The organism is Ramlibacter rhizophilus (genome assembly GCF_004681965.1).
GTDB classification, from domain to species: domain Bacteria; phylum Pseudomonadota; class Gammaproteobacteria; order Burkholderiales; family Burkholderiaceae_C; genus Ramlibacter; species Ramlibacter rhizophilus.
In genome coordinates, this window is sequence record NZ_SMLL01000001.1 from 963,364 (window position 1) to 987,144 (window position 23,781).

The 23,781-nt window shown below is 70.6% G+C and carries 13 protein-coding genes; all 13 read left to right on the forward strand.

Going from position 1 to position 23,781, the window contains the following annotated elements; all coding sequences use genetic code 11:
- The first annotated feature begins 3 nt into the window (after positions 1-3).
- Complete coding sequence (locus EZ242_RS04545; protein ID WP_167784637.1) at positions 4-1,497, forward strand: serine hydrolase domain-containing protein; 1,494 nt, start codon at positions 4-6, stop codon at positions 1,495-1,497.
- A complete protein-coding gene (locus tag EZ242_RS04550; RefSeq protein WP_135283905.1) occupies positions 1,494-2,615 on the forward strand; it encodes a serine hydrolase domain-containing protein in 1,122 nt (373 codons plus the stop codon). The genes EZ242_RS04545 and EZ242_RS04550 overlap by 4 nt, the downstream gene beginning before the upstream one ends.
- Positions 2,616-2,655: 40 nt before the next feature.
- Positions 2,656-4,185 carry a glutathione ABC transporter substrate-binding protein gene (locus EZ242_RS04555; protein ID WP_135283906.1) on the forward strand — a complete coding sequence of 510 codons (1,530 nt, stop codon included), beginning with the start codon at positions 2,656-2,658 and terminating at the stop codon, positions 4,183-4,185.
- A 13-nt stretch (positions 4,186-4,198) separates the two neighbouring features.
- Entirely contained in the window at positions 4,199-5,119 is a 921-nt protein-coding gene (locus EZ242_RS04560; RefSeq protein WP_135283907.1) for an ABC transporter permease, read from the forward strand.
- Positions 5,116-6,021, forward strand: coding sequence for an ABC transporter permease (locus EZ242_RS04565; RefSeq protein WP_135283908.1), 906 nt, complete (start codon positions 5,116-5,118; stop codon positions 6,019-6,021). The genes EZ242_RS04560 and EZ242_RS04565 overlap by 4 nt, the downstream gene beginning before the upstream one ends.
- On the forward strand, positions 6,018-7,034 hold the full coding sequence (locus tag EZ242_RS04570) for an ABC transporter ATP-binding protein (RefSeq protein WP_135283909.1): 1,017 nt from the start codon (positions 6,018-6,020) through the stop codon (positions 7,032-7,034). Before EZ242_RS04565 ends, EZ242_RS04570 begins: the two co-directional genes overlap by 4 nt.
- On the forward strand, positions 7,031-8,101 hold the full coding sequence (locus EZ242_RS04575) for an ABC transporter ATP-binding protein (protein ID WP_135283910.1): 1,071 nt from the start codon (positions 7,031-7,033) through the stop codon (positions 8,099-8,101). Before EZ242_RS04570 ends, EZ242_RS04575 begins: the two co-directional genes overlap by 4 nt.
- Before the next feature lie 26 nt (positions 8,102-8,127).
- The gene (locus EZ242_RS04580) at positions 8,128-8,874 is read left to right on the forward strand and encodes an enoyl-CoA hydratase-related protein (RefSeq protein WP_240786972.1); all 747 of its coding nucleotides are present in this window, start codon (positions 8,128-8,130) and stop codon (positions 8,872-8,874) included.
- A gap of 820 nt (positions 8,875-9,694) precedes the next feature.
- Positions 9,695-12,103, forward strand: coding sequence for a CHASE2 domain-containing protein (locus tag EZ242_RS04585; RefSeq protein ID WP_135283912.1), 2,409 nt, complete (start codon positions 9,695-9,697; stop codon positions 12,101-12,103).
- A gap of 6 nt (positions 12,104-12,109) precedes the next feature.
- On the forward strand, positions 12,110-15,253 hold the full coding sequence (locus EZ242_RS04590; protein WP_135283913.1) for a poly-gamma-glutamate biosynthesis protein PgsC/CapC: 3,144 nt from the start codon (positions 12,110-12,112) through the stop codon (positions 15,251-15,253).
- Positions 15,250-17,757 carry a hypothetical protein gene (locus tag EZ242_RS04595; RefSeq protein WP_135283914.1) on the forward strand — a complete coding sequence of 836 codons (2,508 nt, stop codon included), beginning with the start codon at positions 15,250-15,252 and terminating at the stop codon, positions 17,755-17,757. The genes EZ242_RS04590 and EZ242_RS04595 overlap by 4 nt, the downstream gene beginning before the upstream one ends.
- Positions 17,758-17,857: 100 nt before the next feature.
- A complete protein-coding gene (locus EZ242_RS04600) occupies positions 17,858-18,658 on the forward strand; it encodes a hypothetical protein (protein ID WP_135283915.1) in 801 nt (266 codons plus the stop codon).
- Positions 18,659-18,825: 167 nt separating this feature from the next.
- Positions 18,826-23,769, forward strand: a complete 4,944-nt coding sequence (locus tag EZ242_RS04605) for a hypothetical protein (RefSeq protein ID WP_135283916.1) — start codon at positions 18,826-18,828, stop codon at positions 23,767-23,769.
- Positions 23,770-23,781 lie beyond the last annotated feature (12 nt).

Below are 23,781 nucleotides of genomic sequence, written 5' to 3' on the forward strand. Positions count from 1 at the left end.
AACATGAGCAAGCCTTCCGAGCGAACCCTTCCCGTGCTGCACGATGCCGTGGTCCCTGTCGAAATGATGCTGGCGACCGTCGCCAAGACGCTCTGTTCGGCCGTGTACGTATCGGGCCGGGATCCCGAGGAAGCGATCTCGCACAGTTGCCTGTGGTCGCTCAAGGCTCAATTGCTGCCGGATGCGCTGCAGCGGCACGCGCGCTGGCGCATCGACCGCGACCTGCGACGGGTCGAGGTGTCCATCGAGCTCACGCCGGCCGCAGCCGACGACCTCATCGCTGCGCACCGCGAGGCGCACCCGGCGTTCGAGGCAGACTGGCAAGCGGAACGCGCGCGGCTGCTGGCCCTGCGCAGCGTCTTGCGCTCCGCGCAGTCGACGACCGGCCAGGGCTGCTACATCCTGCCCCGTGATGGTGACGCCAGCCTGCACTTCGAACCGCGCGAGGTTTCGCATGGACCTGCCTCCAGCGCCGGCTGGCCCGGCGGCGAAGTGACGGACGGGGACCCCGAAACCCGCCGCATCCGCGAGGCGATCGCCAAGACGCTGGACGCCGGCTTCGCCGACCCCGACGCCTACCATGCCGCCGTGCTGGTCGTACATCGGGGTCGCCTCCTGGGCGAGCGTTACCGCGATGGCATCGATGCCGACACACCGCTGGAAAGCTGGTCGATGGGCAAGAGCACCATGGGGACGCTGATCGGCTTGCTGATCGGACGCGGTGCGCTGCAGTTGGATGCGCGCGCACCCATCGAGGCATGGGACCGGCCCGGCGACCCGCGCCGGGAGATCACGCTGCGCCACCTGCTGAACATGTCCAGCGGACTTCGCTGCACCGGACAGGACGACGCGCGCGAGACATGGCGCCATGGCCTGCCGGAGCATTTCCTGCCGTATGCCGAAGCGCTCAACGCCGCGGAATGGGCGACGGAGCGTCCACTTGAATTCGCGCCGGAAACCGTCGGTCGCTATCGCAACTGCGATCCGCTCGCCCTGGCCGCCATCTACCGCGAGACCGTGCTGAAGCTCGGCGGTGATCCGCTGACCTGGCCCCAAACGGAGCTGTTCAACCGGATCGGCATGAATGGCTTCGTGCTGGAAACCGATCGCTGGGGCCACTTCATCATCAGCGGCTTCGACTACGGCACCGCCCGCGACTGGGCGCGCCTCGGGCTGCTGTACCTGCGCGATGGCGTGTGGGATGGAAAGCGCGTGCTGCCCGAGGGCTGGGTCAGCTTCGCGACCTCGCCGGCGCCTGCGTGGAAGCACCGCGAGTACGGCGCGCAGATCTGGTTGAACAGCGTGGGCGAACTGGCGCTGCCGTCCGACACGTACTACTTTGCCGGCGGCGGTGGCCAGTACACGCTGGTCTGCCCGTCCCTGGACCTGGTGGTGGTGCGCATGGGCCACACACGCGGCTGGGAACACGCCCGGGACAAGGTGAACGTGCTCCTGGACGGCATCACGCAGGCACTTGCGAAAGCCGAGGCGCCATGAGCGGCTACTTTCCTGCGCGCGGTGAGTGGGCCCGGGTCGCCCCCGCCGATGCGGGCATGTCCGGCGAGGCGCTGGCAGCGGCGGCGCAGTACGCGCAGCAGCACGACTCGCAATGGCCGTACAGCCTCTACCTGCCGGACGGCCGCTACATCGGCAACGCCTACGTCGGCGACAAGCCGCCGCACGACCAGCCGATCGGCATCGTGCGCCCGCGCGGCGGACCGGCGGGCCTGGTGGTCCGCGCCGGCCGGGTCGTGGCGCAGTGGGGCGACGTCTCCCGTGCCGACACGACCTACTCCGCCGCCAAGAGCTATGTCGCGCTGGTGGCCGGCCTGGCCTACGACGATGGGCTGATCCGCTCGCTCGACGACCGCGTGAGCGGCTACGCGCTGGACGATGGCTTCTCCAGCGACCACAACACCGCCATCACCTGGCGCCACCTGCTGCAGCAAACGAGCGAATGGCAAGGCGCCGTGTGGGGCAAGCCCGACAGCGTGGACCACAACCGCCAGGTGGGCGCGCACGAGACGGACCACAGCCGCAAGGGCGTCACGCGAGAGCTCGAGCCGCCCGGCACACGCTGGGAATACAACGACGTGCGGGTGAACCGGCTGGCGCTGTGCCTCACGCAGTTGTTCCGCCGCTCGCTCGCCGACGTGCTGCGCGAACGGATCATGGAGCCCATCGGCGCTTCCACGAACTGGGAATGGCGCGGCTATGACAACGCCCGCGTCCGCTTCGGCGAGCTTGAGGTGGAGTCGGTGTCCGGCGGCGGCCACTGGGGCGCCGGCCTCTTCATCTCCACCGAAGACCATGCGCGCGTCGGCCTGCTGGTCGCTCGCGGCGGCGAGTGGCAGGGCCGGCGGCTGATCTCCGACGGCTATCTCGACGAACTCACCCGGCCTTGCGCGGCCAACCCGCAGTACGGATTCATGTGGTGGCTCAACACGGGCCGCGGCCTGTTTCCGTCCGTGCCTGAGGACGGCGTGTTCGCCCTCGGAGGCGGCCAGCACATCGTCTGGGTCGCCCCTTCCCTCGACCTGGTGGCGGTGACGCGCTGGGTCGACAAACCCCATTGCGACGCGCTGCTGGGGCGGATAGCCTCCGCCTTCGCGTGAAACGAAGCCTTTGCGCAACCCACAACACCAGGAGACAACCATGACCAGCAGGAGAGCTTTCCACAAGGCAGCGGTGGCCAGCGCCGCGCTCGCGATGGCCGGCAGCGCGCTGGCACAGCCCAAGCCGCGCACCGGCGGCACGCTCACCTATGCGGCGGGCTCCGCCACGCAGACGCTCGACCCCCAGTTCATCACCGACGTGACCACCTTCCGCGGCGTCGGCTCCATGTACGAGGCGCTCACCAAGCAGGACGAGAACGGCGAGATCGGCCCGGGCCTCGCGCTGTCGTGGACGGTGTCGCCCGACAAGCGCACCTGGACCTTCAAGCTGCGCCCCGGCGTGACCTTCCACGACGGCACGCCCTTCAATGCGCAGGCCGTCAAGTTCACCTTTGACCGGCTCCTGAACCCGGCGACCGGCTCGCCCCGCCGCAGCACGCTGGCGATGGTGGAGTCCACCGAGGTGGTGGACGACCTCACCTTCCGCCTGACCACCAAGGCGCCGTTCGCGCCGCTGCTGGCGCAACTGAGCGCGTACAACGCCTACATCCTCAGCCCGACGCACGTGCAGAAGGAAGGCGCCAACTTCAGCAAGACGGCGTCCGGCACCGGGCCCTTCAAGCTGCAAAGCTGGCAGCCCGGCGAAAAGCTCGTGGTGGTGCGCAACGACAAGTACTGGGGCGAGAAGGCCAAGCTCGACTCGGTGGTGTACAGCGTGGTGCCCGAGGATTCCGCGCGCACGCTGCTGCTCCTGAGCGGCCAGGCCGATGTGATCTCGGAGCTGCCGTACATCATGGTCAAGAAGCTGAGCTCGCTGGACGCGGTGAAGGTGGTGCGCAAGCCCGGCTACCGCACCATCTACCTCGGCATGAACCTGTCGATGCCGCCGTTCAACGACATCCGGGTGCGCCAGGCGGTCGCCCACGCGGTCAACAAGCCGGCGCTGGTCCAAGGCATGCTGAACGGCATTGGCACGCTCGGCGGCTCGCTTGAGTCCTCGGTCATCGACGGCACGGCGAAGGACCTTCCGCCCTACCCCTACGACCCGGTCAAGGCGAAGAAGCTGCTGGCCGAGGCGGGCTTTCCGAACGGCTTCAGCACCGACTTCATGGTGACCACCGGTCGCTACAACATGGACCGCCAGGTCGCGGAGGCCATCCAGGGCCAGCTCGCGGCCGTGGGCATCAAGGCCAACATCCAGTCGCCCGAGTTCGGCGCCTACCTGGCGGCCCTGAACGGCGGCAAGGTGCCCCTCTTCATGAGCGGCAAGGGCAGCCCGACGGGTGACATGGACTTCACCCAGGCGCTCCTGAACCACAGCACGGGCCGGATGAACTACTTCAAGTTCAAGGACCCCGAGGTGGACCGGCTGATCGACCAGCAGCGCGTGGCCGTCGACCCCAAGGAACGGCAACGCCTGCTCACGGCGCTGCAGACCAAGGTCTACCAGGAGGCGCCGCACATCACGCTCTATTACGAGGACCAGGTCAGCGCCACGCGTTCCAACGTGCACGGCGTCAAGGTCTACGTGAACGAGTTCATCGACTTCAGCAAGGCCTGGAAAGCCTGAGGACCGCGCGCACGTGCTTCGTTTCCTGCTCCGCCGACTGCTGCAGGCCGTGCCCGTGCTGGTCGGCGTCTCGATCGCCGTCTTCCTGATGATCCACCTGATCCCGGGCGACCCGGCCGAGATGGTGGCCGGGCAGATGGCCACGCGCGAGGACGTCGAGAACGTGCGCAAGGCGCTCGGACTCGACCAGCCCCTGCTGCAGCAGTACCTGCAGTTCGCGGGGCGCGCCTTGACGGGGGACTTCGGCACGTCGTTTCGCACCGGACGGCCCGTGAGCGAGGAGATCCTGGCGCGCTACGGCAACACGCTGCTGCTCGGCAGCGTGGCCTTGCTGATTGCCGCCGTGGTCGGCGGGCTCGCGGGCATCGTGGCGGCGGTGAACCGGTTCACCTGGATCGACAACCTGGCGCTCGCCTTGTCGATCCTCGCGATCTCCACGCCCGCGTTCTCGCTCGGGCTGTTGCTGATCCTCGCGTTCGCGGTCTGGGCCAGCGTGCTGCCCATGACGGGCTTCGACTCGTGGCAGGCCGTCATCCTGCCCGCCCTCACGCTGTCGGCGGCCAGCACCGCGGTCATCTGCCGCATCATGCGCAGCAGCCTCGTCGAGGTGATGGACAACCAGTACGTGCGGACCGCGCGCGCCAAGGGCCTGCGTGAACACCTGGTGATCTGGCGACACGGCGTGCGCAACGCCTTGATCCCGGTGGTCACGGTAGCGGGCCTGCAGCTGGGCTACCTGCTCGGCTCGGCGGTGGTCACAGAGACGGTCTTCGCCTGGCCGGGCCTCGGACGGCTGCTCGTGCAGTCCATCCTGGCGCGCGACTTTCCCGTGGTGCAAGCGGCTGTGCTCGTGGTGGCAGTGACCTTCATCCTGGTCAACATCGCCACCGACCTGCTGTACGCGCTTCTCGACCCGAGGATTTCGGCCCAATGAGCAGCCTGCCCCTGGCTTCTACCGCGCCGGAGCCGCACGAGGGCGGGTCCGCGCGCCGCGAGTGGTGGCGCGCGCAGTGGACGCAGTTCCGTCGCTCGCGGCTCGCGCTGCCCGGCCTGCTGCTGTTCTCCGTCTTCGTGCTCGCGGGATTGTTCGCACCGCTCATCGCGCCGTACAGCCCCTATGCCAACGACCTCGCCAACATCATGGCGACGCCATCGCGCGAGCATTGGTTCGGCACGGACGAACTCGGGCGCGACATCTTCACGCGCGTTCTCTACGGCGCCCGCATCTCCCTGATGGAAGGCGTGCTGTCGGCGGCGATTGCAGCGGCCATCGGCGTCCCCATCGGCATGCTCTCCGGCTATGCCGGCAAGAACGTGGACGCGGTGATCATGCGGCTCATCGATGTATTGCTGGCGTTCCCCGGCGTGCTGCTGGCGATCGTGATCGTGAGCATCCTGGGCCCCAGCCTCGCGAACGCAATCCTGGCGGTCGCCATCTACACCATCCCGATCTTCGCGCGCTTCGCCCGCGGCCAGACCCTGGCGGTCAAGGAGGAGCCCTACATCGAGGCCTGCCGCGCGATGGGCATGAGCAACCTGCGCATCCTGGGCCGGCACATCCTGCCCAACATCGCCGCCACGATCATGGCCCTCGCGACCCTGCGCGTGGGCATCAACATCCTCACCTGCGCCAGCCTCAGCTTCCTGGGCTTGGGTGCGCAGGCGCCGCTGCCCGAATGGGGCGCGATGCTCGCCAACAGCCGCACCGCCTTGCTGATCGCGCCGCACCTCGCGATCTTTCCGGGCCTGGCCATCCTGTTGCTCGTGTTCGGCCTCAACCTGTTCCAGGACGGGCTGCAGGTGGTGCTGGACCCGAAATCACGGGGGCGCACATGAGCACGGCCCCTCCCCTGCTCCAGATCGAGGGCCTGCGCACCGTGTTCGCCACGAACGCGGGCGAGCTTGCCGCCGTCGACGGCGTCGACCTCACCGTCCGCCGCGGACAGACCCTGGGCATCGTCGGCGAGAGCGGCTGCGGCAAGTCGATGCTGTCGCTCTCGGTGATGGGCCTGGTGCCTTCGCCGGGGCGCATCGCCGGCGGCCGCATTGTGTTCGACGGCGAGGAACTGACGAGCGCATCGCCCGACCGCCTGCGCGCCTTGCGCGGCAAGCGGATTGCGATGGTTTTCCAGGAGCCCATGACCAGCTTGAACCCGGCCTACACGGTCGGGTTCCAGATCGTCGAGGCGATGCGCGCGCACGAGTCGGGTACCCCGCACGCCGAGCTGAAGGCGCGCGCCATCGCCGCGCTGGAGCGCGTTCGGATCACGGCGCCCGCGCAGCGCTTCGACGCCTATCCGCACCAACTCTCGGGCGGCATGCGGCAGCGCGTGATGATCGCGATGGCGCTGGCCTGTTCGCCCGACCTGCTGATTGCCGACGAGCCGACCACGGCCCTCGACGTCACGGTGCAGGCCCAGGTGCTGGACCTGCTGCGCGACATCCAGCGCGACACCGGGATGGCCATCGTGCTCATCACGCACGACCTGGGCGTGGTGGCAGGAATGGCCGATGAAGTGGCCGTCATGTACGCCGGCCGCGTCGCCGAACGCGCGCCGGTGGCGGACATCTTCAACGACCCGCAGCATCCCTACACGCTGGGGCTCCTGGGCAGCATGCCGCGCATCGAGGAAGAACGCAGCCGGCTGCTGGTGATCGAAGGCACCCTGCCCCCGCCCGGCCGCGTGCCCGCCGGCTGCCGCTTCCATCCGCGCTGCGTTTTCGGCACCCACGAGTGCACGCTGCAGGACCCACCGCTGCTCGCGTTCGGCCCCGGACACGGCGCCGCGTGCATCCACGCGCCGGTGGAGCGATTCATGGCGCAGCAAGAGCCCGAGGAAGCGGCATGAGTGAGCCGCTCCTGGCCGTCGAGGGCCTGGTGAAGCACTTCGGCTCGCGCGGCCTGTTCCAAAGGTCGCGTGCGACCGTGCGCGCCGTGGACGGCGTGAGCTTCTCGGTGCAGCGTGGCGAGACCCTGGCCTTGGTGGGCGAAAGCGGGTCCGGCAAATCGACCACGGCGCGGCTGGTGCTGCGCCTGATCGAGGCGAGCGAAGGCCGTATCCGCTTCCAGGGAACGGACATCACCGCGGCTTCGCAACGGAGCCTGCGCCCCCTGCGGCAACGCATGCAGATGGTGTTCCAGGATCCGTTCGCATCGCTCGATCCGCGCCTGACCGTGCGCCAGACGCTGGAAGAACCCCTGATCGTGCACGGCATCGGCAATGCCGCCGAACGCCGCGCGCGCGTCGACGAGCTCCTGGGCCTGGTGGGTCTCGGCCAGCACCACGCGGACCGCTACACGCATGCTTTCTCGGGCGGACAGCGGCAACGGGTCGGCATCGCGCGCGCGCTGATGCTGAAGCCCGACCTGGTGGTGTGCGACGAACCAGTCTCCGCGCTCGACGTGTCGATCCAGGCCCAGGTCGTGAACCTGCTGAAGGATCTGCAGGAGCAGCTGGGCCTCACCTACCTGTTCATCGCGCACGACCTGGCCGTGGTCAAGCACATGGCCGACCGGGTGGCGGTGATGTACCTGGGCAAGCTGGTCGAACTCGCGCCGCGCGACGCCCTGTTCTCGAACCCGCGGCATCCCTACACGCGCATGCTGCTGGACGCCATCCCGCGGCCCCAGCCGGGGCAGCCGCCGCGGCACCAGCCGATGGTCGCGGCGGAAGCGGGCAGCCCCGCCAGCCTGCCCACGGGGTGCCGCTTCCATCCGCGTTGCCCCTTCGCGGTCGAACGCTGCCGGGTCGAGGAGCCGATGCTGGACGAGGCCGGACCCGGCCAGGTCGTGGCCTGCCACCGCAAGCACGAGTTGCCCGAGTGGACGCCGCTCGCGCAGGCGCCGCAGGCGAACGGCGTCACGGCCATGCGCCTCGCGCTCTATGCCGCGCGAAAGAACGCGAGGCCCGGATGAACCCCATCCTCGTCGAGCGCGACGGCATGCTCGCCCGCGTGGTGCTGAACCAGCCGGCCCGCCTCAACGCTATGAACAAGGCCATGTGGGCCGGCCTGGCGCAGGCCATGCACGCCCTGTCTGCGGACACCGACGTGCGCTGCATCGTCGTGCGCGGCGCCGGCGACAAGGCCTTCTGTCCGGGCGCCGACATCAGCGAGTTCGCGAACGAGCGCAGCAACGCGCAGCAGGCTGCGGAGTATGGACGGGTGATCCAGTCGGCTGTCGACGCGATGGGGAGTTGCCCGCATCCGATCGTTGCGCAGATCCATGGCGCCTGCGTGGGTGGCGGGCTGCTGGTGGCCAGCCTGTGCGACATCCGCATCTGCGGCGAGTCCAGCCGATTCGGCGTGCCGGTGAAAAACCTGGGGTTGGTCGAGGCTTATGCCGAGATGGCGCCGCTGATCCGGCTGGCAGGCCCGGATGTCGCGCTCGAGATTCTGCTCGAGGGACGGGTGTTCGGCGCGGCCGAAGCTCGGGACAAGCGCCTGGTCACGCGCGTGGTGCCCGACGCGCAGGTCGAGGCGGAGGTGCAGGCCACCGCCCGCCGCATCGCCGAAGGCGCGCCGCTGGTCGCACGCTGGCACAAGAAGTTCGTGCGGCGGCTGGAGCAGCCTCAACCGATTTCGGCCGCCGAAGTGCAGGAGTGCTACGACTGCTTCGACACCGAGGATTTCCGCATCGGCTGGGCCGCATTCCTGGCCAAAGTCCGACCCGAGTTCGTCGGCCGCTGAGGCCGGACTTCCTTGGCTGTCATGTCGCGCCGGCCCCTATGCAACTGCTGTCTTCATTCATCCGACCTGCCGACAGCCACGATGCGACCGTGGAAGGTGTGGGCGAACGACGGAGAAGACTGTTCGGAGTTGCGTCGACGATGAATGACGCCCCTTTCGGGGCGTCATTCAGAAGCAAACTGCTGTGTTCCTGGCGGAGAGGGCGTCCGCCGCTGGTCGGCCAGGGACGTGCATATGCCAGGCGCTTCCGATATGTTCCCAGCCACTTACCCATCATCCGGCTGGCCGCACGGGGCTGATGGCTGCACCAGGTCAGCAGTGCAGCTGTTTGACCGCCAAAGGCTGGCCGACGCGCCATCGAATACCGCGCGTTTTGCAGCGCCTCAAGTCTCTCGGAGCAACCGGCCGCCAAAATTCCGTGGCGATTCAAGGTTTGGCAATTGGCGGCTGGCTGCCCCGGGGGATTTGGTATGTGCATGTCTGGGGCGTTTGCTTGCACTTGGCTCGGTAATAGTCGTGCTCGCGCCCTGCACAGCTGGAGAGCGACGGCAAGACGGCAAGGCTTACCAGCAGAGCAGCAAGCCGGGTAGGTCCAGGGGAAGCGCCTGACTGCATTCGACGAATCACGGGTTTCCTCCCACAAGCCCAGTGGTTTGATTAGGGCAAACTGAAGCCGACCAACTCGAATAATCACAGGTGCACTATGAAGTTTGGAGACATCGTCGGGAAAGTTGCACTACACAGTCAACCGGAAGCCCACAGGAGCGCCACGTACTCAGAGAACTGATCCGTGCCGCGGGCACCGGGATCAAGCGCCGGGATGGCCGGCATCGTCCAGAGCGCCCTCGTCGCGGGGGTCATCGGACTGGCGGGGTGGTTCTCCCTGTTTCAGTCCATCGATGGCCGGATTGCTGACCAGGGCGTCCGGTTGAGCCCCGTGCAGGCCGATGGCCAGCGCCAGGTGCTGCTGGTCGAGGCGCCCGTCGAGGCCTTCGTGTCGCCTGAAACGGACTGGCCCGCCTTGGCCGCCAGGCTGCTTGCGCTCGGCGCCAAGCGCGTCGCCTTCACGGCCCTGCCCACGCTTGAGCCGAATCGGCTCGCGGCGCTGCTGTCGAACCCCCTGATCGACGCCGCTGCAGCGGTGGACGTCGATCCGGCCAACCCGGATCGCAAGATCCTGCGGGTGCCGCCGGCCTTGGCCAGCATCGACATCGGGAGTGTCACGCACCTGGGTCCCTCTGGTCTCGGGGTGCATCGTCACGTCCCGGGGCCGGTGGCGGTCGCCTCCAGCGAATTGCCGAGCCTGGAGCTTGTCGTGGCCCAGCACGCGGGGCGGCAGGTCCCGAGCGGCGAGCTGTTCGTGGACTTCTCCACCGGGCCGCCCGAGAGACTGCCCCGGGCCACCTTGGAGCAGGTCAGGACCGGCAAGCTGATTCCCGAAGCCGTGCGGGGACGCGTCGCCCTCGTCGGCCCGGTCTCGAATCGCTTCGAAGCCAGTGTGGTGACGCCGCTCACGACGAGGCAAGTGGCGGTGAGCGAACTCGAGTTCCATGCGTACGCCCTCGACACGCTGCTTCGCGGCACCGCAGGACGGACCATCCCGGCGTTCGCCGAGCTGGCCCTTGTCGCGCTGGGCTGGCTGGCAGCGGTTGGGATCGCGATCTACCTGCCCTTTCGCAAAGCCTGGATCACGGCCACGCTGCTCGGGCTCGGCATCCTGGTGCTCAAAGTCGCGCTGGTGCCGCTCGCGCACTTCCACCTGCCGGTCGTCGCAATGCTGCTGACCATCGCCGTCACCACGGTGGCCGTGTTGCACGACAAGAGCCGGCGCGAGGCGCGCCAGCTGCGCTCGCTTCTCACCACGACTTCCGTTGCCCTGGCCAATCGCTGGGCGGCGGATGCGCCGATGGACGACAAGGTCTTTTGGTCTCACTTGCTGGCGATGGTGGATCAGTGGCTGCCCTTGACGCGAGCCGTCCTGCTGATCCGGGACGAAGGTAAGGATCAGCTGCGGCTGCAGGGGACGCTGCGTTGCGTGCCGGAACAGATCGCAGACAGGCGCCGGGACCTGCGCCGCCCTCCCTACGAGGCCGCGCGTTCCTCCGGGACGCCCCACCCGACCCCCTCCTTCCTGCTAGGCGGCGAGGCCGACGAGCAGGTGCTCATGCTGCCCCTGCGCGCCTCCGAGCAGTTGCTTGGCTTCTGGGTCTTCGGCGTGGATGCGGACCGGCTTTCGCTGCGACCAACCCTGGCCGACGCATTCCGGCGAGTGGCGGACGAAATGGCCGAATCGGTACGCGAGCACCGGGCCCACCAGGACCCCGCAACTGGCTTCAAGCCCGCCGGGACCGACCGTGAGCTGCAGAGACTGTCCGACAACCTGCACGCCATCGACCGCCACTTCCGGCTGAGCGAGCACATCTTCATGGGCCTGCGCACGCCTACGGTCGTGTTCGATCTGTTCGGCAGGACGATCGCAGTGAATGCACGGATGAAGGAGGTGTTCACGCGTTGCACCGATCCATCGCTCGTGAACGCGCCGCACCTGCTCGAAGTGCTTTGCCAGCTTCCGCCGGCCGGCGCAAGGGAGGCCCTCGCGGCGGTGATGTTCGAGGGGCACGAGTTCGAGCACACGGCGCGCTGCGACGAGGACCGCTACATCCTGCGCGCCACGGCTCTGCGGGATGCGCCGGCGGTGCGAGGACCGCAGGACGCGGGGGCCGTGCTGGGGCTGCAGCTCGAACTGCTGCCTCTGGCGCGCCCGGATGCGCCTGCCCACAGCGAGCACGTCCACGTGTGGGATGCGCTGGAACGCGCGCTCGGGCGGGTGGCCTCCCTGCCGCAGTTCGACAGCCTGGAGTTCGAGATGGACGGCCCGCGCGACCTTCCGCCTCTGGCCGCCCGCCCCCACGCGTTCACGGAGGCCGTCGCCGCGGTGATGCAGCTCCTGGCCGAAGATGCCACCCTGCCCGGGACCATCTCGGTCTGTGTGAATGAAGTACAGGCAGAGGGCCGCAGTGAGGTCGTGATCCAGCTGGCCGCGCGGGGTTTCGGCGTTCCGGCGGAGGCTCTGAGCGCTGCGCTGGATGGCCCGCAGACACCGGCCTCCGGGCCACTGCGCAAGATCCGGTCGCTGCGGCAGGCGGCGTTTCGCGCCGGCTCCTTCGAACTCCACAGCGAACTCGGCCAGGGATACCGGGTGCGGATCGCCATGCCTGCCGCCCTTTGAGCCGCGATGGAGGGACTCGCGCTACCCCTGCTTCCACCCGCGCTTGCGGGATCGGTGACGGTGACGGTGTGGCTGGGAGCCATGATCGTCGCGGTGAGCAATCTGCGCCTCGGCTGGGTGCTCTCCGGGCTGGTGGTGCCCGGCTACATGGTCCCGCTGATCATTGCGAACCCGCTCTCGGCCACCGTGGTGTTCGTCGAAGGCGTCATCACCTATCTCGTCGTGTGGTCGTACTCGGAGGTGCTGGCCCCGCGCCTGCGCTGGTCCACCTTCTTCGGCCGCGACCGCTTCTTCGCGCTGGTACTCGTGAGCGTCGCCGTCCGGCTCGCTGGCGATGGCTGGCTGCTCCCCGCCTTGGGCGCATCGTTGCAGCAGCAACATGGCTTCGTCTTCGACTATCGCAATGACCTTCACAGCTTCGGCTTGATCGTTGTCTCGCTGATCGCGAACAACTTCTGGAAGACCGGACTGCTGCGGGGCGCCGCGCCAATGGCCGTGCAGGTAGCGCTCACCTGGCTGCTGGTGCGCTTCATCCTGATTCCGCTGACGAACTTCAACGCGGATTCGACGGCGGTGCTTTACGAGGATATCGCCGCATCGATGCTGGCCAGCCCCAAGGCCTACATCATCCTGATCGTCACGGCCTTCGTCGCCTCAAGGCTCAACCTGTTCTACGGCTGGGACTTCAGCGGAATCCTCATCCCCTCGCTGCTCGCCCTGCAGTGGTACCAGCCGTACAAGATCGTGGCCACCTTTGCCGAGGCCATTGCCATCCTGCTGCTGTCCAGCGCGGCCCTGAAGCTGCCCTACTTCCGCAACATGACCATGGAAGGCGGCCGCAAGCTCATGCTGTTCTTCAGCGTCAGCCTGGCCTACAAGTTCGTCGTCGGCTGGGCCATGGCGGTGTGGCTGCCGCAGCAGCTCACAAGCGACTACTACGGATTCGGTTACCTTCTCGCCACGCTGATCGCGATCAAGGCGCATGACAAGAACATCCTCGGCCGGCTGACGCAGGCCGTGGTGCAGACCTCGCTGGCCGGCGTGGCGGTGGCCACGCTGATCGGCTTCGTGCTGGTGATCGTTCCCGACCCAGGACCCGCGGCGCCGCGCACACCGCAGCTGCCGCCCGAGCCCGAGCGGCTGGACGGGCTGGTGCAGGAAGCCTTGGCTGAATCGAAGACCGGCTTCTACCGGGTGTCCCTGGGGGCGCCGATCCTGGATCCCCGGGCCGAGGAGCTGGCCGCGTTCGCGCAGGGGCTGCGGCTTCTTCTCGCCTACCGCAGCGGACTCGACCCCGGCGTTTTGCAGCAGGCGCGCGCCGCGCTCGACGCTGCAGGGTACCGGGTCACCATCACGCAGGCCGAGCGCGGGACGGAGTACTTCGTGCTGGACGAGCGCGAGCCCCGTCGTCACTGGGGCGTGTACGCGCTCGCTTCCAGGCCGGCGTCCCGGCTGCTGCTGCAGGTGCCGTTTCCGCTCACTGAGCCGTTGGCCTTCGAGGCGGCGACCTTCCTGCTGCAGCGCATGCAGGCCAACGGCTTCGCCGCCGCGCCGGCGCAGGCGCTGGACGACGACAGGCGCCGCCGCAGCAGCGTCCTGAACTCCCCGCAGTCCATCTTCCAGGTGTTCCACCGCGAAATGGCATCCGACCAAGTTCTGCAGGTGCGCAGCCGCGAAGCCCCCCAGGCCCGACTGTTGGTCTCCGGCGGCCTCCCGCAAGGGCTCGACCTGCCGGCCTTACGGGACTTGGTGGGCCCCCTGGAGGTCAACTTCGGCGCCGATGCTGAACGGAATCTCCAACGCGAGACCATGCGCGGCAGCTTCTCGCAGCTATCGCTCGCCAGCAGCGCAGCCCAGCGTGCCCGCCTGTTCGCCGGCAGCGTTCCCGAACCGCGCCGCGAGGCGCTGCCCGGTTCCATCGCCGCCATGGTGATCGGCCGCATGGAGGCCCGACAGCTTCCCGGGCCGGGCAGCGAAGCCTATCGGCGGCGTGGCCTTGACGAGCTGCTGCGCATCGAGCGGGAGGTTCTCGGGCCGGTGATGCGCGTGGCGCTCCAGGCACCCGGGCCCCGCCTGCAGGATGCGCTTGCCCTGGGCGCGCTGTCGGGCGCCGCCGCGAGCGCGCGGGCCCTGCGCCTGGAGCTGGCCCTGGTTTCGGCCGCAGACGGCGACTTCATCGTCCTGCAGGACCGTGCGCAGCATGGGGGCCTGGTGGTCCTGCGCGTGGGCATGTCCGACCCGTACCTGATCGAAGTGCCCCGCCCCGTGCGCGAGCGGGCCACGCTGGAGACAGCGGCCCGCTTCTGGAGCGATGCGCAGGCCCGCGCCCTGGTGGTGGCAGGCGCCGCCGCCGACGCCAACGCGGACGGCAGCGCCGACGTTCTGGAAGCCGCGAACAAGCAGACCTTCTTCCAGCTGGCCCACCAGGTGCTGCTGCGCGAGCTCGGCGACCAGCCTGCGGTGGCCGTCCAGGTGCGAGCGATGAGCCTGCGCGCCGGTGAGCCACCGCCGGCCGACGCCGTGGTCGCCTTCAATCGGCTTTCCAACGACCCGAATCGCCTCGACGGCGTGGCCGCCCAGCTCGTCGAGGACCTCCGCCGCCACGGCATTCCGGCCATCGTCCACGCCGGCGCGCCCGGCACCGCGGGCTTCGGTCCCGCCGGCGGCCCGCAGGCCGCGTACATGGAGCAGGTTCAGAATAAGCTCTTTGCCGCGCTATGGGTGGCCCGGGACATGCGCGCGGGCGTGCAGCAGGAGTCCGTGGAGACGCAGCGCCGCGCCTTCGAGGGCCTGGGCATTCCCGTGCGCCAGGCGGAGATCGGGGCCGTGCTCACCGGCGCTCGCCTGGTCGGCCCCGCACTACCCGAGGGGGTGCGCGACCGGGCGCAGCGCTATCTCGCCAGCGGCGACGTGGTGGCCCTGTCGGCGTTGCAGAGTGCCTTCCAGGGCTCGCTGGAGCGGATCGAGGACCCAGCCGGCCGCGGCGCCTTCCTGCTGCTGAAATCGCCAGGCGGAGGGCTCAGGGCAGTCCTCGCGCTCGCCGAGGGGCTGCGGGGCGGCCGTCGCACGGTGCCGCCCGGTCCCATCAGCGCGGCCACCGCGCAGGCATTCCTCGCCGCACGGGATCAATGGCTGGAGGCCTCACCATGATTGCGCGACACCTTCGAACCCGCTGCACGGGCGGGCTTCTGGCCTGCCTGGTCGCCGCCCTGTTCGCCGTGCCAACGGGCGCGGCCGCGCAGTCCGCCGCCCCTGCCGCCACGGCGCCCCGTGCCGATCCGGTGTCCTCGCGCCTGGTGGAGCGCTCGGACCTGGACCGGGGCGCCGTGCTCGCCGGGCCCCAGGCGGTCGAGTTCGAACTGCCGCCGAACGCCTCGTCGGTTCGGATCCTGCTGAATCCTGGGCTGCGCGACTTCGAGGCGTTCCGCGCCCGCCGACTCGCCGACCCCGAGCTGCGCCTCGGCTACACCATCGCTGTCGAGGTCCTGGGCGGCAGAGGTCGGCCGGTGCTGGACCGACCCTACACCTTCCGCCGCGACCTGCAGGAAGCCGCGCTTGCGGACGGCACCCGGACCACCGGCGCGTTCTACCTGGACCGCTCTGCTCCCGTGCCCCTGCGATCCGACCAGGTGCTCCTGGACTTCCAGGGCACCACCACGCCCACCCGCCTGCGCCTGCGCCTCTCGCAAGCGGACCCGGCGATCACGGACGTCCTGGCACGCGTGTACGTGCCGGTGCCGCAGTCGCGCCGGGACGCCGCCGTCCAGTGGCAGCGGCTCAGTCCCGAGCAACGCGCCCGCATGGCCTCGGGGAACCTGTTTCCGCCCCAGGTACTGTCACAGGACGAGCGGGAGCGCCTCGTCGCCTCGCGCTGGGCTCCAGTGGCGCCACGTCGGGGCGCGTCGGTCCGCGAGCTCTATGTCGTGCGTGACTTGCCGGCGACCGACCCGGTGGACGCCACGCCACCGCCGCCCCCCGGCCTGCCCGTGGGCCCAGGGCAGGTCGCGACCCTGCCGCTACAGCCCGGCACCGGTGGGGTCCACCTCCAACTCACCCCGCTCGCGGCAGCCCCGGGGACCGCTGCACCGCAGCCGGGGGAGGTCGTGGTGCGATGGGCGGGCGAGAACGCGTTCCAGCGCCAGGTCTCGAAGCACCGCTGGGCCGGGACGGAGCCGCTGGAACTGCGCTTGCCCCTCGGTGCCGGATGGGTCGAAGTGGCCTCGCAACGTCCCGCCGCCCTGCGGGCCTGGGGAGACACGCCCTCCGGCACTGTCGAGGTCACGCCCGAGCCTGCCTTCCTGCGCCTGTGGAGCGCCGGCCCGGGCGAGCCGCTCACCTACGACATCACGCACGCGGGCCGCGACGCGACGCCATTGCGGCTGGTGTTCAGGCGTTTGGCCGCAGCGGGCGCCACGGCATCGGACGCGCCCGCCCGGGTGGAACTGCTTCTGGGAGACGGCAGCGCGCTCAAGCGCGCGCAGGTGCCCCTGATAACGACCTCCTCCATGTACGACATCCCGGCCGAGCCGGCAGGTGGCTTTGCCGCGACGGAGCCCACGGAGGCCTTTTTCCGTGTTCCGCCACCGGTGCAGCGGGTGCGGATCTCCTCCTCGGAGCCGCTGCTGGTCGGCGCGTACACCCGGCCGGCCGGACTCGCCCGCCAGGTCCGCACGCCGGACGACAGCTTCGCGGCGGCCGGGGCCCCGGGGCCCATCCCGGCCTGGTTTACGCTGCGCCCGCTGGACCATGAAACGCGCCTGGTGAACGGCGCCTCGCGTGTTCTGCGCGTGCAGTCGCGGCCGCCAGAGGACCGTCCTGACCTGGCCGCCGGCCAGTACGTCTTCGAGGACTTCGACCCGGTCACCGAGGCGGCGGCGCGGGTGTTCCTCGCGCCGCGCGAGCCCGGCGTGCCCGATCGGGACGAGGCGCTCTCCTCCACCTTTCGGCCACTGCCCGCTGATGGCAGGGTCGCGCTGCGCGCGAGCCCAGGACGCCAGACTGTGCAGCCACGTCTGGCATGGGCGACCCGCTCGGGCAGGCAGCCACCGTTTCACCTTCGCATCCGCGTGGACGGCGGGCCCGTGATCAAGGCCGCTGCCGCCGGTATGGCCGGCGAGGTCCTGCTCCCGCCGCTCGCCCCGGGCGCCCACGTCGTGGGCGTGCAGTCGGACGCACCGGTGCGCTGGTGGATCAATCACGCCGCCCAGGGTGAACCCTGGGTTCGACGCGAGGCACTGCAGCTGGACCGACCCTTGAGCTTCGAGGTGGAGCGCCGCTCCAGTGAGCAGGAGTTCCTCTCCGTGCGCGCCTTCCAGCCGGCCGACGCCCGCCGCCCGCTGCGCCTGCGCGTACGCATTGAGGCGCCCGAACCGGCCGAGTCCATCGGGCCATTTCCCGGCTGGCTGTTCACCGAGCGGGTTCACGAGGTCCAGCCCAGCGGCCAGCGGGCGCTGCCGGTCGCCGAGACGGCACAGGCCCGCACCGATCCCGGCCGCTCGTTCTTCATCCCCTTGCCCGACGGGGCGCCGCGCGGGCGCTACCGCATCACCATAGAGCCCGATTCGCGCGCCGGCTGGATGACGCTCTCGCGCGTGACGCCGGGCCTCGTCGCGCAAAGAAAACTCACTGTGGAGGGTAACGTCGATGAGCAGTAAGCGAGCCGGCCGCTGGCGCGGCGCCTGGGCCGTCCTGATCACCTGCCCGCTGTGGTGGCTCTCGCCCGCGGTGTCGGCCGAGAGCGAAGCCGGCGGGTCCGTGCTCCGCCAATCCTTCCGCGAGGCCTGGAAAGACGCTGGTGCGGTCCGCTACGACGTGCCGGGCGGCGACGCCGAACTGCGGGCCACGCAGGCGCTCATGGATCGGCTGCTGCAAGGCGATCGCTCGCGCGAGGTCGACGAACGCGCCGCGGAGCTCGGATGGCGGCTGCGGCGCGGCCAAGCGGGCAAGGGGCGCTGGACCGTCCTGGAGGAGTTGCCCGGGCGCCGTTCCGGGCGCGGCCTCTATGCCTTCGCGGACGAAGGCGGACAGCATGCCATTCAGGCGCCGCATGTGCCATCGGATCTGCACACAGGCGAAATCGCCGTCGCCATGGGCGAGCAGGCCCAGCCGCGCGCGATCGCCTGGAACACCGTGCCGCGCCGCGAAGCTGACCTGCCCCACCTACACGATAGCGCCCTGCATGCGTTCTCCCGGGCCTTCGCGAGCCGCTTTCCCCAGCAGCGGATCATCCAGCTCCACGGCTTCGACGCCGATCGCGACGATCGCGCCGGCGACAAGGCGCAGGAGGCTATCGTCAGTTCCGCCGCCCGGCCTCCCTCGCCGGCGGCCCGGGCCGTCGCCGACTGCATGCGCAGCGGCGTGGAGCCTGCAACGCGACTTTTCGGCGTGGACGCCCAGCGGCTGGGCGGCACGCGCAACCGGATTGCCCGTGAGCTCGCGGCCTCGGGCTTCCACGGCTTCGTCCACTTGGAAATGGGGCTGGACCTTCGGAGGTCGCTGCGGGATGACGCGCGGCGTCGAGGCGCCTTGCTGACTTGCCTGGGGGTGCCGCAGTGAAGCGCCGATCGACGAAACGGGCGGCACCGGCTAGCCCGCCGCTTCGCTGGGCGCTGTTCATGCTCGGGCCGTGGCTGGCGATCTCGGCGGCCCAGGGGGCCCCGGCGGACGCATCGGCCGCGCCCATGGCGCATCAGGTCGTGCCAGCGATCTTGCGGTGGGAGCCAGTGACGGCCAGCAGCCCGTACTGGGTGTCCGCCAGCGGGCCCGCCCGCATCGGCGCGCTCGGCCCCTCGCGTCTGGCGCTGGCGCCCGGGAGCGAGGCGCGGGTCCTGCTGCCCGCGCTCGGCTGGCTGCGGATCGAGGCAGATGCGCGGGGCCAGACGCCCATGCCCCAGGTCAGGCTATCCACCGGCACCGGGCTGTCCATCGAAGCCAACCTGCTCCCGGGGGTGGACGGGCGAAGCTGGCTCCTGAAGACACAGATGCCGCAGCCGATGGTGGCGCATATCGTTGCGCCGCCCGGCGGGTCCGCGCACCGCTATGGGCTGTACGTGGCGCGCACGGAAGTCGCACCCACCTACGCCGTGCCGGACCGGCTGGTGCCGCTGCCGGCTCCGGCGAGCAGCGTGCGGCCCGCCGACCAAGCCCGCGAAGAACCCTACGCCCGGCTCGACGCTGGCCACCAAACCGAGGTGACCCTCCAAGGGCCGGCACGTTTCCGCCTCGAAGCACGGCTCGCAGGTGCGGCCGACCCTGCGCAGACGCTGCTTGCATGGCGCGCGGCCATCGGAGCTCGAGCCGACGCCCTGCCCCTGGTCCGGCTGCCCAGCGGCTCGGAATGGCGGGCGCCGGTCGAGGTCGATGGGGCGTGGCGCAACGTCGGCCGGCTCGAACGCTTCGAGTTCGAGGTCCCGGAGGGCTCGCACCGGGTTGCGTTGACACCGAGCCATCCGGTGCTGGCCCGCCTCTGGGAACTGCAGGGGCCGGACCTCACGCTGGCGCTGAACACTCCCGCCGGTTGGTCCGCCTTGGTGCCCTCGGAGCAGGACACCCCTTGGGTGCAGGAGGCCCTCACGGCAGCCACGGCGAACCGCTGGCGCGATGCGGGCAGCCGCGTCGTCGAGCGCCTGAACCACGCCGCCCGCGAGCGGCCGGACCGCCCTGACCTGGCGCGCCTCGCGCGCGAGCTTGACGGGCTCGTGGGGCTGTGGCGCGCCGTTCCCTCGTCTGGCGCGGCGGCGCCGGGCGAGCTGCTCTGGGCTGCGACGCCCTCGCCGACGGCGGTCGATCCCCTGCAGGATGAGGGGATCTCCCCCCGCAGCCCCGCGGCGGCACCGGACGCTCCGCCGGGTGCGCTGTTCCAGTGGGTGGCGACGCAGCCGCTGCGGTTCGAGCTGCCCAGGGGGCAGGGACCAAGGCGCATGCGCCTGCGGGTCCTGGAGCCGCGATCCAGGCCGGCCGTCCTGGAACTGCAGGACGATCGCGGACTGGCTTGGCGCGTGCGCACCGGGCCGGCGGCGCTCGGGCCGGGCGAGCTACGCAGCCAGGCCACGGCGGAACCCGGCGCGGACGGACAGACCGTGCCCCGACTGGACCCCGTACTGCTCGACGGGGGCGAAGTGCAGTGGTGGCTGCCCGAAGGCTCCACCCGCCTCACGCTTCGCGCCCTGGAGGGCAGCGCCCGTGTCGCCCTGGACTGGCGGGACAGCGCCGACCTGCGGCTGGACGACGGCGTCTTGGCCACCCTGGCGGCCCGCTTCGTCGCGGGTCGGTCGGCTGCGGCCGGGGACCCGACGACGGCGCTGGCGCAGGATGCCTGGCGCACGGTGGACCGCCTGCTGCAGGCTTCATTCGCGCAGCTGGCCGCGGGGAGCAGCGCCGTGGCGCGCCCCGCGCCCATCGTCGAGGCGCGCGCGCAAGGGCTCGCGGCGCTCGCCCGTCAGGAGAGCGACCCGGCCACCTCGCTGGCGCGGTGGCGCAGCCTGCTGGGTGCGGCCGACGCGCGGCTGCGATCGGAGGCGCTGGAGGGCATGGCCGCCGCCCTCTACACCGGCGGGGAGCGATTCGCGGCGCAGCAGCTGCTGCGCAGCTTCTGGCTGGGCGAAGACCCGGCCCTGTCGGCCGCCGCACTGCAAGCGCTGCAGGCGCTCTACCGCCGCGAGGGGGACGACGAGGCCTTGCTGACCCTCACCACCGCTGCCGCTGCGCGCGACCCGGCCCACCTGGCGGCCCTGGCGATACTGCTCGCGCGCGCGGGCGAGGATCGCCTTGCGCTGGTGGCCGCGCTCACGGCGCCACGACGGCCGCCGCCAGAAACCGACGGGCTGCTGCCGGCCCTCCTCGGCAGCGCCTTGCGGGCGGAGCTGCCCGCTACCTTCGAGGCATTGATCGCCGGGGTGCGGGGCGAGCAGCCGGCCATGGATTTCTGGCGCGGTCAGCAGGCCCTGCACCGTGGCGACCCACAAGCCGCCCTCGTCCTGTTCGAGCGTGGCGGTCACACCCAGTGGTTGCGCAGCGTCCGCCAGGCGCTGGAGCTCTCCCGCCGACTGGCCGGCGGCGCTTCGCTGGAGGCGGTGCGGGGATGGGGGGATTGGCAGTCCGCGCATCCCGGACCCCGCTACTGGACCGCCGAGGAATCGGCCCTGGTCGCCCACGCCGGCGGCTTGGTCGCCCGGTCCATTGCGCGGGACCTGCGCTCCACGTGGTGGCGTGCGGAGGGCCGGCAGCCGGCGGTGCTCCAGGTGGCAGGGCCTGCGCGCGTGCGGGTTGAGGCCCGGCCGTTGCATGCGTCCGCCGACCAGCTCCTGGAGGGCTGGTTGCGGATCGAGGCCGACGGGCAGCTGTGGGTTCATCCGTACAGCCGCAACCGAAGCGCTGTTGGACTGGCGCTCGAAGGCGCCGCGGCGGACAAGGCCACATTGGGCGAGCGCGTTGAGCGGATCATCGAGCTGCCGCCGGGCTTCCACGAACTGCGAGTGCATGCGGCGGACCAGCCGCTCGCCATTCGCTACGCCATCGAGCGGCCCGCCTTGCAGGCGCAGTGGCTGCTGCCCCCTCCCACGGCGCCGTACTTTTCCGCGCAGGACTTCCGGGCTCCGCAGCGGATCGCCGCCCCGGCATGCGGTTTTGCAGGCGCCTGCGCGTTGGAGCTGGACGACCCACTCCAGCCCTTCCACGTCCTGCTCGCCGGGCGGCGCTGGCCGGGCGCCCCGGCCCCCGCACCGCAGCGGGACGCATCGGCCGCACGGCTGGCCGGCGGCGACCCTTGGGGCGCGGTGGACCAGGCGCAGGACCCGGCCGAGAAGATGCGGCTGCTGGCGTGGATCGCGCAGACCCGGCCCGCCGATCGCGCCCGGGCGCTCGCCACCGCGGCGGCGGTTCGCGGCCGTTCAACGGACCCGGACATGCTGTCCGCCTGGCAGCAGCTGTCCGAGGCCAGTGAATGGGTGCACCAGCCGCTGGTCGCCCGCAGCGCCGGCCTGCGCGCGGTGCCCGCCACGCCGGGCGAGGCGCATTCGCCCGCGGCCCGGTTGCGCGCGGCGCTCCTCGAGCCGCTGGAGCCCGACGAGCTGCGCCTCTCGGGCGACTCCCGCGCGGTGTTCTCCGTCACCGATCCGGGCCCCAGCCGCACGCGCGTTCGGCTGCGGTCGGAGGATCTGCCGGGCCTGCCGCCGCAGCCCCTGCGCGCACGAGTTCTGGTCGATGGCAGGGAACACCGGACGCTGGAGTTGCCCGCGCCCGGAACCGAAGCCACGGTGAGCATCGAGCTGCCCGCCGGCGAGCACGACATCGCTGTGTCAAGCGTCGATACCTACGCCAACCAGCTGCTTCGCGTGCGCTTCGAGCACGCGGGACCTGCGCTCCCCGAGCTGCGGCGTGACTGGCAAATCGCCACCCGCGACCAGCCCGTGGAGGTCGCGGTGGCGGCGCCGGCCTGGCTGCGCGTGGATCGCCGCACTGCCGCCGGCGAGCTCCAGAGCGAGGACCGGTACGTGGAGGGAGACGAGCTGCGGACCATCAGACTGCCGGCCGCGCCGGGCGAGGAACAGACGCTCTACCGCGTGTATCTGCGCCGGCCGCAGGCCGCGCCGGTTCCGCCGCGGCCGCCGCGCCCCTCGCCCTACCTGCCCAACCCGGTCCCCGAGCTGGCGTTGCCGTGGGCCGCAGCGACCGAGGGTCCCGCGCCCTCGGGCGTTCGATTCATCGATCCGGCCCCGGTGGCCCGGCTCCTGGATTACACCTGGACGACCCGGCTCGCTTTGCGCCAACGCCGGGACACCGAGGCCACGGGCGGCGCCCAGCAGACCCGCGAGGAGCGATTCGCCGAGGTCGGCGTCAGCGCCATGCAGCGCAGCGCCGACGGTCAACGCTGGGGCATGGCCGACGCCTTCGCTCGCGCACACCGTCGCGGGGATCCGGTGCTGGGCCTCAGGGTGGAGGCCACGCAGGCGATCGATTGGTGGCCCGCATTCCCGCACCCGCTGGAGCTCGCGGCGTCTGCGGTCTCGGTGCTGCAGTCCACCCCCGCCGGGCTGGGCGCCAGCGTGCAAGCCGAGCTGGCGGTCGCGCAGACCCGACGGTTGGCGCCGAGCCTCGCGCACCGCCCGCAGGTCGGCGCCTTCGTGCGCCTGGGCAGCTTGCGCGACGTTCCGGCCAGCGAGCTCGATCACATCGACACGGACGTCTATTCCCGCTACCGCGAAAGCCACCGCTTCGGCCTGCGGCTGGCCGATGCCCTCAGCTGGTATCCGCACCGTGACACGAAACTGGCGCTGCGCGGGCGCATCGTGAGCAATGAGAACCTCACGCCGGACAACGTCCGCCTCGAAGTCCAGGCGCAGCAGCTCGCGGGCCCCTGGCTGATGGCCGCGGGCGTGCGCCACACCCGCTACTTCTCGGACCGCCACCGGGCGCGCGCGGTGGGCGTGACCGAGCCCGTGCTCAGCCTGCAGCGCGACTTCTGGCGGCCCGACGGCAGCCGGCTGGCCCTTCGAGGCGTGGTCCGGCGCGACTCCCTCACCGGATCCGTGACGGCCGGCATCGAGCTGGAGTGGCATCACAGCGCTGGCCGGCGCCTCTGGGACCTGGGGCCCGGCGAGCGGGATTTCCGTGAATTGCGCGAGTGGCAGACCGCACCGCTGGACTTCCGGGTGGAGGACGTTCGATGAGCTCCGGGCGAC

Coding starts and splice junctions, on each gene's coding strand:
- EZ242_RS04585 (WP_135283912.1), top strand. CDS start 9,695: ATGGCCGGCATCGTCCAGAGCGCCCTCGTCGCGGGGGTCATCGGACTG.
- EZ242_RS04595 (WP_135283914.1), top strand. CDS start 15,250: ATGATTGCGCGACACCTTCGAACCCGCTGCACGGGCGGGCTTCTGGCC.
- EZ242_RS04575 (WP_135283910.1), top strand. CDS start 7,031: ATGAGTGAGCCGCTCCTGGCCGTCGAGGGCCTGGTGAAGCACTTCGGC.
- EZ242_RS04555 (WP_135283906.1), top strand. CDS start 2,656: ATGACCAGCAGGAGAGCTTTCCACAAGGCAGCGGTGGCCAGCGCCGCG.
- EZ242_RS04550 (WP_135283905.1), top strand. CDS start 1,494: ATGAGCGGCTACTTTCCTGCGCGCGGTGAGTGGGCCCGGGTCGCCCCC.
- EZ242_RS04565 (WP_135283908.1), top strand. CDS start 5,116: ATGAGCAGCCTGCCCCTGGCTTCTACCGCGCCGGAGCCGCACGAGGGC.
- EZ242_RS04570 (WP_135283909.1), top strand. CDS start 6,018: ATGAGCACGGCCCCTCCCCTGCTCCAGATCGAGGGCCTGCGCACCGTG.
- EZ242_RS04590 (WP_135283913.1), top strand. CDS start 12,110: ATGGAGGGACTCGCGCTACCCCTGCTTCCACCCGCGCTTGCGGGATCG.
- EZ242_RS04580 (WP_240786972.1), top strand. CDS start 8,128: ATGCTCGCCCGCGTGGTGCTGAACCAGCCGGCCCGCCTCAACGCTATG.
- EZ242_RS04545 (WP_167784637.1), top strand. CDS start 4: ATGAGCAAGCCTTCCGAGCGAACCCTTCCCGTGCTGCACGATGCCGTG.